This is a genomic window from Nocardioides sp. TRM66260-LWL, from assembly GCF_020075545.1.
In the GTDB taxonomy this organism is placed as follows: Bacteria; Actinomycetota; Actinomycetes; order Propionibacteriales; family Nocardioidaceae; genus Nocardioides.
The window spans coordinates 397,982-410,235 of record NZ_JAIQZK010000002.1; the positions used below are offsets into that span (position 1 = coordinate 397,982).

Here is a 12,254-nt window from a genome sequence, read left to right on the forward strand (position 1 = left end):
AGTCCTCTACTCGCCCGGTCAGGAGACCGGACCTCCGAAGATGTCGATGCGGTCACCGTCGGCCAGGCTGACGATCGCGCGCTTGGTGTCCTTGCGCTTGCCGATGCCGTTGCGGGTGCGGCGGGCCTTGCCCTGACGGTTCAGCGTGTTCACCGAGGTGACCTTGACGCCGAAGATCTTCTCGACCGCGATCTTGATCTCGGTCTTGTTCGCGTCGGGGCGCACGATGAACGTGTACTTGTTGGCGTCGAGGAGGCCGTAGCTCTTCTCCGACACCACCGGCGCGAGCAGGACGTCGCGGTGGTCCTTGTGCAGGGTGCTCACTGGGCGGCCTCCTTGCTGCTCACGAACGCGTCGAACGCGCCCTTGCTGAAGACGACGTCGTCGGCGGCGAGCACGTCGTAGGTGTTGACCTGGTCGACGGCGACGAGGTGCACCTGCGGCGCGTTGCGCAGCGACAGCCAGGTGACGACGTCGGAGCGCTCGAGCACGACGAGGAAGTTCGCGCGGTCCGCGACGAGGGTCGCGAGCGACGCGAGCGCGGCCTTGGTCGACGGGGTCTCGCCCTCGACGAGGCCCTCGACGACGTGGATGCGGCCGTTGCGGGCCCGGTCGGAGAGGGCGCCACGGAGCGCGGCGGCCTTCATCTTCTTGGGGGTGCGCTGGCTGTAGTCGCGCGGCTGCGGGCCGTGGACGGTGCCACCGCCGGCGAACTGCGGGGCGCGGGTCGAGCCCTGACGAGCCCGGCCGGTGCCCTTCTGCTTGTAGGGCTTCTTGCCACCGCCGCGGACCTCGCCGCGGGTCTTGGTGGCGTGCGTGCCCTGGCGGGCCGCGGCCTGCTGGGCCACGACGACCTGGTGGATCAGCGGGACGTTGACCTTCGCGTCGAAGATCTCCGCGGGCAGGTCGACCTTGACGGTCTGGACAGCCATGGTCAGGCCTCCTTGCCGGTGAGCTTGGCCGCCGAGCGCAGGACCACGAGACCGCCCTTGGGGCCGGGGACGGCGCCCTTCAGCAGGATCAGGCCCTTCTCGGTGTCGACCGCGTGCACGGTGACGTTCTGGGTGGTGACGGTGTCCGTGCCCATGCGGCCGGCCATGCGCACGCCCTTGAACACGCGACCCGGGGTGGCGCAGGCGCCGATGGAGCCCGGCTTGCGGTGGTTGCGGTGGGCACCGTGGGAGGCCGAGACGCCGGCGAAGCCGTGACGCTTCATCGTGCCGGCGAAGCCCTTGCCCTTGCTGGTGCCGGTGACGTCGATCTGCTCGCCGGCGGCGAAGGTGTCGACGCCGATCTCCTGGCCGACCGCGTACTCGCCGGCGACGGCGGTGCGGATCTCGACCAGGTGGCGACGCGGCGTGACGCCGGCCTTGGTGAAGTGGCCGGCCTCCGGCTTGTTGACCTTGCGGGCCTCGATCTCGCCGAACCCGATCTGCACGGCGTTGTAGCCGTCGACCTCGGGGGTGCGGACCTGGGTGACCACGTTGGTCGCCGCGGCGATCACGGTGACGGGGACGACGCGGTTGTTCTCGTCCCAGAGCTGGGTCATGCCGAGCTTGGTGCCCAGCAGCCCCTTCGCGTTGCGTTCGAAAGTCATGTCTCCAGCCTCAGAGCTTGATCTCGATGTCCACGCCCGCGGGGAGGTCGAGGCGCATGAGCGAGTCGACGGTCTTCGGGGTGGGGTCGATGATGTCGATCAGGCGCTTGTGGGTGCGCATCTCGAAGTGCTCGCGGGAGTCCTTGTACTTGTGGGGCGAGCGGATGACGCAGTACACGTTCTTCTCGGTCGGCAGCGGCACGGGGCCGGCGACCTTCGCACCCGTGCGGGTGACGGTGTCCACGATCTTGCGCGCCGAGGTGTCGATCACCTCGTGGTCATAGGCCTTGAGCCTGATGCGGATCTTCTGTCCCGCCATAGGTCTCTCTCGTCCTCACTTGTCGTACCGCTGAGCGTGTTCGGGCGTCCTCGGGCTTGAGTCGGCGCCGTCCTGCTGCCCACCCCCGGAGCCAGCGACCCCCGCGGTCGGGCGTGTCGCCGTAGTGGGACAAGCCAGAGCAGGTTCGTGCCGGCTGCCTCGGTGGCGCCCGACGGTTCGTCGGGCTGATCGGGTCTCCCTCGGGCGCGGACCAGGCCGGCACGAGCTGGTGCGGCGCACGCCGACCACTGAGCTCACGGGAGACGCGATTCAGGTGTCAAGATGTGCCGCACTCCGACGGACCCGCCGGAGCAACCTGAGCATCCTGTCAGAACGGCGACGGACGCGCCAAATCGAGCGGGAGGACGCGTCGGGCTGCGGGCGGCGGACCGGATTGGGCAGGATGGGCCGCGGCCGGATCCGGGGCCTGCCACCCGGTCGACCCCGCCGGCCAGGTCGAACGGAGGACGTCCATGTCTGGATCCGATCAGCAGCCGCCCGCCGAGGGCCCGCCGCCCCCGGGCTGGCAGCCGCCGGGCTGGAGCGTGCCGCCGTCGTCACCGCCCTCGTCCGACCCGGGGCAGCCGTACCCCGGTCAGCCGTACCCGGGGCAGCCGTACCCCGGTCAGCCGTACCCGGCGCAGCCGCCGGCGTGGCAGCCCCCCGTGCTCCAGCCGGGGGCGATCCCGCTGCGTCCGCTGGGGCTGGGCGACCTCTTCAACGGCGCGTTCGCCGTGCTCCGGCGCAACGCCGGAGCCACGATCGGGGCCTCCGTGCTCGTCACCGCCGTCGCCGGCGTCCTGCCGCTCATCGCCGCCGTCGCCACCGACCCCGTGCTCTCCTCGGCGGGCCTGCTCGGCCCCGACCCCCGCGTCGACGACTCGATGATCGCGCCGCTGATCGCCCTGGGCGGCGCCGTCGTCGTCGGCCTGCTGCTGCAGGCCGTCGGGTCGACGCTGGTGGGCGGGATGATCGCCCAGGTCGCCGTCGGCGCCGCCCGAGGCCGCGTCGTCGGCCTCGGGGAGGCCTGGGCCCAGACCCGCGGTCGCCGGCTCCGGCTGCTCGGCCTGGTGCTGCTGACCCTCGCGGCCGCCGTCGTCGGCGTCGTCGTCGCGGGCGTGGTGATCGGCCTGGCGATCGCGCTGCTGCCCGTGGCCGCCGCCGTGCTGGTCGGGGTCGTCACGGTGGTGCTCGCCGTCGTGCTCGTCGCCTTCGTCTACGGTCGCGTGCTCCTGCTCGCCGTGCCGGTGCTCATGGTCGAGGGCCTGGGCGTCCTGGCCTCGCTGCGGCGCAGCATGGCGCTCTCGAAGGGCGGGTTCTGGCGGCTGCTCGGCATCGCGATCCTGACCTCGCTCGTCGCCGGGATCGCCGGCAGCGTGCTCGCCGTGCCGGTCTCGATCGTCGTGCAGGTGATCGCCGCCAGCAGCCCCGAGCACGCGGTCACCGCCCTGATCGTCGGCCAGGTGATCAGCCAGCTGGTGCAGTCCGCCCTGAGCAGCCCGTTCACCGGCACCGTGCACAGCCTGCTCTACGTCGACCAGCGGATCCGCCGCGAGGCCTACGACGTCGAGCTGCTCGCCGGGCCGTCGGACGCCGCCTGAGCGGTGCGCCCCGTCCCCCGGCTCGACGGCGACGGCCCGCCGCTGGTGCCCTCGCCCGACCAGGCTCGCGACCTGCTGCGCCGCGAGCTGCTCGATCCCGCCTACCAGACGCGCGACGTCCTGCGCCGCGTGCTCGACTGGCTGCAGCGGCTGCTCGACGGCGGCGACGGCGGCCCCGGCGGCCTGCCGGGGCTGGTCGCTCTCGTGGTGCTCGCCGCGATCGTGATGGCCCTGGTGCTCGCGCTGGCCTGGCTCGCGTCTCGGCTGCGCCGCGACCGCCGGGCGCCGGACTCCCCGGCGCTGCTCGGCGGGGACGGAGCGGAGGACCCGCGGACCGTGCGTGCCCGGGCCGAGGCCGCCCTGGCCGCAGGACGGCCGGAGGACGCCGTCGTCGACGGCCTGCGCGCGCTGGCGCTGCGGGAGGCCCGCGCCGGCCGGATCGACGACGTCGCCTCGGCCACCGCCTCCGAGGTCGCGGAGCGGCTGCGGCACGCCCATCCCGCCGAGGCCGAGGCCGTGCGCGCGGCGACGGAGGTGTTCGAGGCGGTGCTCTACGGTCACCGGTCCGCCACCGCGGAGCAGGCCCGGGCCGTGCTCGCGCTCGACGACCGGCTCGCCGCACGACCCGGGGCGAGGCGGTGAGGGCCGCGCGACGCTGGCGTCTGCCGGCGGCGATCCTGCTGGTCGTGCTCGCGACCACGGCGCTCACGGTGGCCCTGACCCCGTCGGCCACCCCCGACGGGCCGCTCGACCCGGCGAGCACGCGTCCCGACGGCGGCCGGGCCGTCGCCCGGGTGCTCGCGGCGCGGGGCGTGGAGGTCGACGTCGCCCGGGACACCGGTGGCCTGACCGCCGCGCTGCCCGCCGGGGAGGAGCGCGCGTCGACGATCGTGGTCGTGCAGCCCTCACGCCTGGGCCGCCGCACCGCCGGGCAGCTGCTCGCGGCGCGCGACGCCGGGGCGACGGTGATCGTGGTCGACGCCGGCCCCGGGCCTCTGCGCGCGCTCGGGCTGCCCGACACCGTCGACCCGGAGCGCCGCAGCGACGACGGCCCGGTGCCGGCCGCCTGCGACGACCCGCGACTGACCGGCCTGAGCCTGCGCGTCGACGGCCGGCTGGCCTACCCCGGCCCGGACGCCTGCTTCGACGGCTCGCTGCTGCGTCGCGACGGGCTGACCCTGCTCGGCGCGGGGCGGCTCCTCGCCAACGACCAGGTGCTCCGGGCGGACGACGCCGCCGTCGCGCTGCGCCTGCTCGGCGCCCGCCCCCGCCTGGTCTGGTACGTGCCCGACGTCGCCGAGCAGGGCCCGGGCGACGCGGTCGGCCTGCGATCCCTGCTCCCGGCCTGGCTGCTCCCCTCCCTCGTCCTCGGCCTCCTCGCGCTGGTCGCCCTCGTGCTCTGGCGGGCCCGCCGCCTCGGACCCCTCGTCCGGGAGCCCCTGCCGGTGGCGGTGCGCGCCGCGGAGGCCGTCGAGGGGCTCGGGCGGCTCTACCAGCGCTCGGGCGACCGCCAGCACGCCGCCGGGGTGCTGCGAGCCGCGGCGCGACGACGCTGGCGCGAGCGACTCGCGGTCTCCCCGGACGCCGACGACCTCGACCTCGCCGAGCGGGTCGCGACCGCCCGGGGCCGCGGCGTCGACGACGTCCGCGCCCTCCTCCTCGACGGGCCGGTCCCCGACGACCGCACGCTCGTCGCCCTCGCCTCCGCCCTGACCGATCTCGACGAAGCAGGTGACCCATGACCCCGCCCCCCGACCAGCCCGATCAGCCCGGCCGGCCCGACGAGCCCCGACCCGAGGTCGACCCGCAGGCGGGGGCGGACGCCCGGGCCCGCCTGCGGTTCGTGCGCGCCGAGGTCGCGAAGGCCGTCGTCGGCCAGGACGCCGCCGTCTCGGGCCTCCTCGTCGGCCTGCTGTGCGGGGGGCACGTGCTGCTCGAGGGCGTGCCGGGCACCGCGAAGACGCTGCTGGTGCGCTCGCTGGCCGCGGCGCTGGACGTCGACGCGCGCCGGGTGCAGTTCACGCCCGACCTGATGCCCGGAGACCTCACCGGCTCGCTGGTGCTCGACGCCGCCGCCGGCGACCTGACCTTCCGTCCCGGTCCGGTCTTCACCAACCTGCTGCTCGCCGACGAGATCAACCGGACCCCGCCGAAGACGCAGTCGGCGCTGCTGGAGGCGATGGAGGAGGCGCAGGTGTCGGTCGACGGCACCACGCACCCGCTCCCCCGCCCCTTCCTGGTGGCCGCGACGCAGAACCCGGTGGAGATGGAGGGCACCTATCCGCTGCCGGAGGCGCAGCTCGACCGCTTCCTGCTCAAGGTCGTGCTGCCGCTGCCCGAGCGCGCGGCCGAGGTCGAGGTGCTGCGCCGGCACGCGGCGGGCTTCGACCCGCGCGACGTGGCCGCCGCCGGGGTCCGGGCCGTGGCCGGGGCCGCCGACGTCGAGGCGGCGCGGCGAGCGATCGGCGAGGTCGAGGTCTCCGAGCAGGTCGCGGGGTACGTCGTCGACCTCGCCCGTGCGACCCGGAGCGCGCCATCCCTCGCGATGGGCGCGAGCACCCGGGCGGCGACGGCGCTGCTGCGCACCGCCCGGGCGTGGGCCTGGCTCTCGGGCCGCGACTTCGTGACCCCGGACGACGTCAAGGCGCTGGTCGCCGCCACCTTCGCGCACCGGCTGGTGCTGCGCCAGGAGGCGGAGCTCGAGGGCGTGAGGATCGAGACGGTGCTGGCCGCGGCGGTCGCGAGCGTGCCGGTGCCGCGATGACCGCCCCGCTCCCCACGACCGGGGCGACGCCGTGGCGCTGACCGGACGCGTCCCGCTGCTGCTGCTCGCCGGCGTGCCGCTGGTGCTCCTGGCGCCGCGCGCCGCGACCGTCGCGGTCTGGACGGCGCTCGTCGTGGCGGTCACGCTCCTCGACCTCGCGCTGGCGCCGCGGCCGCAGGACGTGGAGATCGAGCGGGAGCCCGCACGGCTGGCGCCGATGCGGCTCGGCGAGCCGACGACGACCACGCTGCGCCTGCGCTCCCGGCGCCGGGCCCGCTGCCTGGTGCGCGACGCCTGGCAGCCGACGGCCGGCGCCACGGGCGAGCGGCACCGCCGCGTCCTGACCGCCGACGTCGACGTGCGCGTGACGACCGACCTGCGCCCCTCCCGTCGGGGCGATCTGGAGGCGGCCGGGGTCACGCTGCGGATCAGCGGCCCGCTGGGCCTGGCCGCGCGTCAGCGGACGCGGGCGGTGCCCGGCGTCGTCCGCGTGCTGCCGGCCTTCCCGTCGCGCCGCGCCCTGCCCTCGCGGCTGGCGCGCCTGCACGAGCTCGACGGACGCACCGCCGTCCTCCAGCGCGGCGCCGGCACCGAGTTCGACTCGCTGCGCGACTACGCGCGCGGCGACGACGTGCGGGCCGTCGACTGGCGCGCCACCGCCCGCGCGCGGCGCCCCGTCGTGCGGACGTGGCGGCCGGAGCGGGATCGTCGCATCGTGCTCGTGGTCGACTCCGGGCGCACCAGCGCGGCGCGGGTGGGCGAGGCGCCGCGGCTGGACGCCGCCCTCGACGCCGCCCTGTTCCTCGCCGCTCTCGCGGCCCGGGCGGGCGACCGCGTCGACCTCGTCGTCGGGGACCGGACGGTGCGCGCCCGGGCCCGCAGCGGCCGCGAGCGGGACGGCGGCGTGCGGCGCTTCGACGACGCCCTCGCCGGCGTCGAGCCCGTGCTGGCGGAGGCAGATTGGAGCGTGCTGGCGGGCGCGGTCGGCGAGCTCGGACGTCACCGGGCCCTGGTGGTGCTGCTGACGGCGCTGGACGCCGCGCCGCTGGAGGAGGGGCTGCTGCCCCTGCTGCCGGCGCTCGTCGCGCGCCACCGCGTCGTCGTCGCGACCACCCGGGAGCCCGAGCTCCGCACGCTCGCGGCGATGCGGACGACGCTCGCCGCGGCCTACGCGGCCGCGGCGGCCGAGCAGGCGCTCGCCGAGCGACGTCGGACCGCCCGGCTGCTGGCCACGCTCGGGGTCGAGGTGGTCGACGCCGAGCCCGGCGATCTCGCCGTCGACCTCGGCGACCGCTACCTGGCGCTCAAGGCCGCCGGCCTGCTCTGATCAGGCGGCCGTCGCGACGCGGTCCTCGAGCAGCGCGGCGTCGACGTCGCCGGTGTGTCCGCGCTGCGCGGCGGCGCGACCGAGCACGAGGGCGTAGAGCAGGAACGCCGCCTCGGCGAGCACGCCGATCGAGATCCTGGCCCAGGTCGGCAGACCGGACGGCGTCACGAAGCCCTCGATCGCACCCGAGACGGCGAGCACCAGCACCAGGCCGAGCGCGACCGTGCCCGCGGTGCGTCCCTCGCGGGCCAGGGACTGCGAGCGGGTGGACGACCCCGGCTCGACCCACGCCCAGAAGAGCCGCAGCCCGACCCCGCCCGCCACGAAGACGGCCGTGAGCTCCAGCAGCCCGTGCGGGAGGATCAGCCCCCAGAACAGCCCGCCGCGGTCGTTGCGGATCATCAGCGAGCCGATGACCGCCAGGTTGGCGATGTTGGAGAAGAGCAGCAGGACGACCGGCAGGCCGAGGACGCCGAGCGCCAGGCAGAGCGCGGAGACCCAGGAGTTGTTGATCCAGACCTGGGTGGCGAAGCTGCCGGGGGCGGCCTGGTGGTAGTAGCCCTCCACGTCGGTCGTGACCAGCCGCTCGGCCTCCTGACGGCCGATCAGCGTCTGCTCGACCGCAGGGTGGCGCACCAGCCACGCCATCATCACGCCGGTGACGACGACGTTGGCCACCAGCGTCCCGAGCCACCACCGGCGCAGCCGGTAGAGCGCCGCCGGGAACCGCTCCAGGAGGAACCCGCGCACCCCCGACCAGGTCGAGGGCCGCGGCGCGCCCGCGCGGGTGCGGGCGCGACCCACGAGCCACGAGAGGTAGCGCACCAGCTCGGGATCGGGCGCGGCCGAGCGCACCTGGGACAGGTGGGTGGCGGTGCGACGGGCCCGCGTCACCAGCTCGTCGGCCTCCGCGCCGGAGAGGCCGCGGCGGGCCACGAGCTCCTCCAGCCGCTGCCAGTCGGCTCGGTGCAGGGCGGCGAAGGCGTCGACGTCCATGCCCACGACTCTAGGCCCGGGTCGGCCTAGGCTGGGCGCGATGAGCTCGCGTCCCTACCTCGACGGCGTCGGCGACGCCGGGCCCGACGTCGTCACCGGCGACGCGGTCGCGCTCGACCTGCCGGCGGCGTCGCTGCCGCTGCGGATGGTCTCCGCGCTCGTCGACGTCGCGGTGCTGCTGGCGCTGCTCGTCGTCATGGCGGTCGTGGCGGCGCTCGCGTCGGTGCGGCTCGACTCCGCGCTGGCGGCGGCGTCCTCGATCCTGCTCTCGGCGCTCGTGCTGGTCGGCGTGCCGACCACCGTCGAGACCCTGACCCGCGGGCGCAGCCTCGGCAAGCGGATCGTGGGCCTGCGGGTCGTGCGCGACGACGGCGGCACCGTCTCCTTCCAGCACGCCTTCGTCCGCGCGCTGCTCGGGGTGGTCGAGATCTTCGCGCTCAGCGGCACCCCGGCCGCGTTCGCGAGCCTGCTCGACCGGCGGGGCAAGCGACTGGGCGACCACGCGGCCGGGACCTACGTGGTGCGCGACCGCGTCACCTGGCAGCCGAGGTCACCCCTCCCGATGCCGCCCGAGCTCGAGCCCTGGGCGCGCGGCGTCGACCTGCGGCCGCTCCCGCCCGAGCTCGCCCGGGCCATGCGTCAGTACGTCGAGCGCGGCGCGTCCCTGCGCCCCGAGGCGGCGGACGCGCTGGGCCGGCGGCTGCTCGACGAGCTGCCGCGACACGTCGCTCCCCCGCCGCCGGTCGGCGCGCCGACCGACAGGATCCTGGCGGCCGTCCTCGCCGAGCGGCACCGGCGTGACGCCGCCCGCCTGGCCGGCCTCGAGGCCACGCGTCGTCGCCTCACCGCCCGGGGCGCCGGCTGATCGCCTCTCCGGGACGACCCGACGCTCAGGACCGGCGGTAGCGGAAGTCCTGGATCGTGCGGCCGGCGTCGACGCCCTTGCGCTCGAACTTGGTCACCGGCCGTTCGGCCCAACGCTCCACCGGCCCCCCGACGAGCAGCGGCTCGGCGTCGAGCACCTCCCGCATCTGTGCCGCGTAGTCGGCCCAGTCGGTGGCCAGCCGCCATGTGCCGCCGGGTGCCAGCCGCGACGCCGCGAGCGCCGCGAAGGGCGGGTCGACGAGCCGGCGCTTGTGGTGGCGCGCCTTGCGCCACGGGTCGGGGAAGAAGGTCCACAGCTCGACGATCGACGCCGGGCCGAGCAGGTGCTCCAGCGACCAGGCGGCGTCGACGCCGCACAGCCGGACGTTCGACGCTCCCGCCTCGGCCAGCCGCCAGAGCGTGTCGGCCACGCCGGGCCGCCAGACCTCCAGGGCCAGCACGTTCGCCTCGGGACGCGCCGCGGCCAGCGCGGCCGTCGCCTCGCCCACGCCGCTGCCGATCTCGACGATCAGCGGCGCCTCGCGTCCGAACCACGGCGTCCAGGCGAAGCCCGGGTCGTCGACGGCCTCCTCGGGGATCACCCACGTCTCGTGGTGGGCCTCCCACGCCTCCGCTTGGCGCGGGGTGAACCGGTTGCCCCGGCGCGAGTACGACAGCACCTCCCGCATCGTGCGGCCGTCCTCCGTCAGGCGGTGGTGCGGTCGGGCTGGGGTGACGGGCTGACGCGACGGCTGGGACACGGGGACATCCTCCCGGCGGGGCTCCCGGGGTCGAAATCTCCCGGCACGCGACGATCCCCGCCGTCCGAGGACGACGGGGATCGCGGTGGCAGGAGAAGGCTGGGCGATCAGCTGGTGGTGGTCCAGTAGAACCAGCCCTCGCCGGTGCTCGGGAAGCTGATCCTGCCCGTGGCCAGCGTGCGCGTGCCGGTGCAGGTGGAGTTGATCTGGTACTTCTTCCAGCTGACCCGCTTGCCCCAGCTGACGTACTGCAGGTTGCCGTACTTGCCGCGGGGGATGTTGCGCTTGTACGTGATCGTCGTGTCGGTGGTGTTCGACTTGGTCAGCGAGGCGGAGACGCTGACCTTCGCCTTGGCGAGCACCGCGCCCACCTCCGACTCCGCACCGGCGGTGACCGAGTAGGTCGCGGTGCCGGAGTAGCCGCGGGTCGCCTCCACGCTCCCGCCGGGACCGTTCTTGAACACGGGCACCCGCTTGAAGGGCACGCGGGTGTCGACCGCGGAGACCGAGTAGCCGATCTCGCCGGCGGCGGCGCAGTTCGCGTTCGCCGCACCCGGCGTTCCGAGCACGGCCGTGGTGCTGGCCGACGCCAGCAGGAGGGACAGCGCAGCCGCCCGAGTGGTCCGAGACATGAGGGGTTCCTGTTCATCCGAGACGCCGCCCCGCCGATCGGGAGCGGCTGAGGACCCACCTACCACCGGCGCATCGTGCTGAAACGCCGAGGGCCCCGCCCCCGACCGGAGTCGGGGACGAGGCCCTCGGGTGGTGCAGGTGCCGTCAGACGACGGCGACGATCACTTGGTGATCTTGGTGACCCGGCCGGCGCCGACGGTGCGGCCGCCCTCGCGGATCGCGAAGCGCAGACCCTCGTCCATGGCGATCGGCTGGATGAGCTCGACGCTCATCTCGGTGTTGTCGCCCGGCATGACCATGTCGGTGCCCTCGGGGAGGGTGACGACGCCGGTCACGTCCGTGGTGCGGAAGTAGAACTGCGGACGGTAGTTGTTGAAGAACGGCGTGTGACGGCCGCCCTCCTCCTTCGAGAGGATGTAGACCGAGGCCTCGAAGTTGGTGTGCGGGGTCGTGGTGCCCGGCTTGATGACGACCATGCCGCGCTCGACGTCCTCGCGCTTGGTGCCGCGGAGGAGCAGACCGACGTTCTCGCCCGCCTGGCCCTCGTCGAGCAGCTTGCGGAACATCTCGACGCCGGTGACGGTGGTCTTCTGCGAGCCCTCGCGGATGCCGACGATCTCGACCTCCTCGCCGACCTTGACGATGCCGCGCTCGATACGACCGGTGATGACGGTGCCACGACCGGTGATCGTGAAGACGTCCTCGACGGGCATGAGGAACGGCTTGTCGGTCTCACGCTCGGGGGTCGGGATGTAGTCGTCGACCGCCTGCATGAGCTCGGCGACCGAGTCGCCCCACTTCGCGTCGCCCTGGAGCGCCGGGAAGGCCGCCACGCGCACGACCGGGATGTCGTCGCCCGGGAACTCGTACTCGGAGAGGAGCTCGCGCACCTCCATCTCGACGAGCTCGATGAGCTCGTCGTCGTCGACCATGTCGCACTTGTTGAGCGCCACGACCAGGGCCGGCACGCCGACCTGGCGGGCGAGCAGCACGTGCTCGCGGGTCTGCGGCATCGGGCCGTCGGTGGCGGCCACGACCAGGATCGCGCCGTCCATCTGAGCCGCGCCGGTGATCATGTTCTTGATGTAGTCGGCGTGACCCGGGCAGTCGACGTGGGCGTAGTGACGACCCTCGGTCTGGTACTCGACGTGCGCGATCGAGATGGTGATGCCGCGCTGACGCTCCTCGGGAGCCTTGTCGATGTCCTCGAAGGCCGACGCCGCGTTGAGGTCGGGGTGCTTGTCGTGCAGGACCTTGGTGATCGCCGCGGTCAGCGTGGTCTTGCCGTGGTCGATGTGACCGATGGTGCCGATGTTGACGTGCGGCTTGGTCCGCTCGAACTTCGCCTTAGCCACTGGGGGCTCCTCCTGGTTGGTTGGTACGTGACTCGTA

The 12,254-nt window shown here is 74.4% G+C and carries 14 protein-coding genes; 6 read left to right on the forward strand and 8 right to left on the reverse strand.

Annotation, left to right across the window (positions count from 1 at the left end; genetic code table 11):
• Nucleotides 1-18: 18 nt before the first annotated feature.
• The 4 genes from rplW to rpsJ are packed head-to-tail and all read right to left on the reverse strand — an operon-like array spanning nt 19 to nt 1,916.
• Entirely contained in the window at nt 19-324 is a 306-nt protein-coding gene (rplW, locus tag K8Z61_RS08435) for a 50S ribosomal protein L23 (RefSeq protein ID WP_224128389.1), read from the reverse strand.
• Nucleotides 321-932 (reverse strand): 50S ribosomal protein L4, encoded by a 612-nt coding sequence (gene rplD, locus K8Z61_RS08440; RefSeq protein ID WP_224128391.1) that lies wholly within the window; start codon nt 930-932, stop codon nt 321-323. Before rplD ends, rplW begins: the two co-directional genes overlap by 4 nt.
• A gap of 2 nt (nt 933-934) precedes the next feature.
• Nucleotides 935-1,597, reverse strand: coding sequence for a 50S ribosomal protein L3 (gene rplC, locus K8Z61_RS08445; protein ID WP_224128393.1), 663 nt, complete (start codon nt 1,595-1,597; stop codon nt 935-937).
• 10 nt (nt 1,598-1,607) lie between these two features.
• Entirely contained in the window at nt 1,608-1,916 is a 309-nt protein-coding gene (gene rpsJ, locus K8Z61_RS08450; protein ID WP_008360994.1) for a 30S ribosomal protein S10, read from the reverse strand.
• Between the two features lie 473 nt (nt 1,917-2,389).
• Between rpsJ and K8Z61_RS08455 the strand changes: the two genes are divergently transcribed.
• Genes K8Z61_RS08455 through K8Z61_RS08475 form a run of 5 tightly spaced genes read left to right on the forward strand, consistent with a single transcriptional unit; the run spans nt 2,390 to nt 7,608 of the window.
• Nucleotides 2,390-3,517, forward strand: a complete 1,128-nt coding sequence (locus tag K8Z61_RS08455) for a hypothetical protein (RefSeq protein WP_224128395.1) — start codon at nt 2,390-2,392, stop codon at nt 3,515-3,517.
• Nucleotides 3,518-3,520: 3 nt separating this feature from the next.
• Nucleotides 3,521-4,159, forward strand: coding sequence for a DUF4129 domain-containing protein (locus tag K8Z61_RS08460; RefSeq protein WP_224128397.1), 639 nt, complete (start codon nt 3,521-3,523; stop codon nt 4,157-4,159).
• The gene (locus K8Z61_RS08465; protein ID WP_224128398.1) at nt 4,156-5,259 is read left to right on the forward strand and encodes a DUF4350 domain-containing protein; all 1,104 of its coding nucleotides are present in this window, start codon (nt 4,156-4,158) and stop codon (nt 5,257-5,259) included. Before K8Z61_RS08460 ends, K8Z61_RS08465 begins: the two co-directional genes overlap by 4 nt.
• Nucleotides 5,256-6,281: a MoxR family ATPase gene (locus K8Z61_RS08470; RefSeq protein WP_224128400.1), complete on the forward strand. Its 1,026-nt coding sequence runs from the start codon at nt 5,256-5,258 to the stop codon at nt 6,279-6,281. The genes K8Z61_RS08465 and K8Z61_RS08470 overlap by 4 nt, the downstream gene beginning before the upstream one ends.
• A gap of 31 nt (nt 6,282-6,312) precedes the next feature.
• A complete protein-coding gene (locus K8Z61_RS08475; protein ID WP_224128402.1) occupies nt 6,313-7,608 on the forward strand; it encodes a DUF58 domain-containing protein in 1,296 nt (431 codons plus the stop codon).
• Here the strand turns inward: K8Z61_RS08475 and K8Z61_RS08480 are convergent, their stop codons facing one another.
• Nucleotides 7,609-8,604 (reverse strand): stage II sporulation protein M, encoded by a 996-nt coding sequence (locus K8Z61_RS08480; RefSeq protein WP_224128404.1) that lies wholly within the window; start codon nt 8,602-8,604, stop codon nt 7,609-7,611. It lies immediately after the preceding gene.
• Between the two features lie 40 nt (nt 8,605-8,644).
• On the opposite strand from K8Z61_RS08480, the gene K8Z61_RS08485 reads away from it, so the two are divergent.
• Complete coding sequence (locus K8Z61_RS08485; RefSeq protein ID WP_224128414.1) at nt 8,645-9,469, forward strand: RDD family protein; 825 nt, start codon at nt 8,645-8,647, stop codon at nt 9,467-9,469.
• A 25-nt stretch (nt 9,470-9,494) separates the two neighbouring features.
• Here K8Z61_RS08485 and K8Z61_RS08490 read toward each other — a convergent pair whose 3' ends face one another.
• The 3 genes from K8Z61_RS08490 to tuf form a co-directional block, all read right to left on the reverse strand.
• Nucleotides 9,495-10,229 (reverse strand): tRNA (guanosine(46)-N(7))-methyltransferase TrmB, encoded by a 735-nt coding sequence (locus K8Z61_RS08490; protein ID WP_224128416.1) that lies wholly within the window; start codon nt 10,227-10,229, stop codon nt 9,495-9,497.
• Between the two features lie 107 nt (nt 10,230-10,336).
• Nucleotides 10,337-10,861, reverse strand: coding sequence for a hypothetical protein (locus K8Z61_RS08495; RefSeq protein WP_224128418.1), 525 nt, complete (start codon nt 10,859-10,861; stop codon nt 10,337-10,339).
• A 162-nt stretch (nt 10,862-11,023) separates the two neighbouring features.
• Nucleotides 11,024-12,217, reverse strand: a complete 1,194-nt coding sequence (tuf, locus tag K8Z61_RS08500) for an elongation factor Tu (RefSeq protein ID WP_224128420.1) — start codon at nt 12,215-12,217, stop codon at nt 11,024-11,026.
• Between the last annotated feature and the right edge of the window lie 37 nt (nt 12,218-12,254).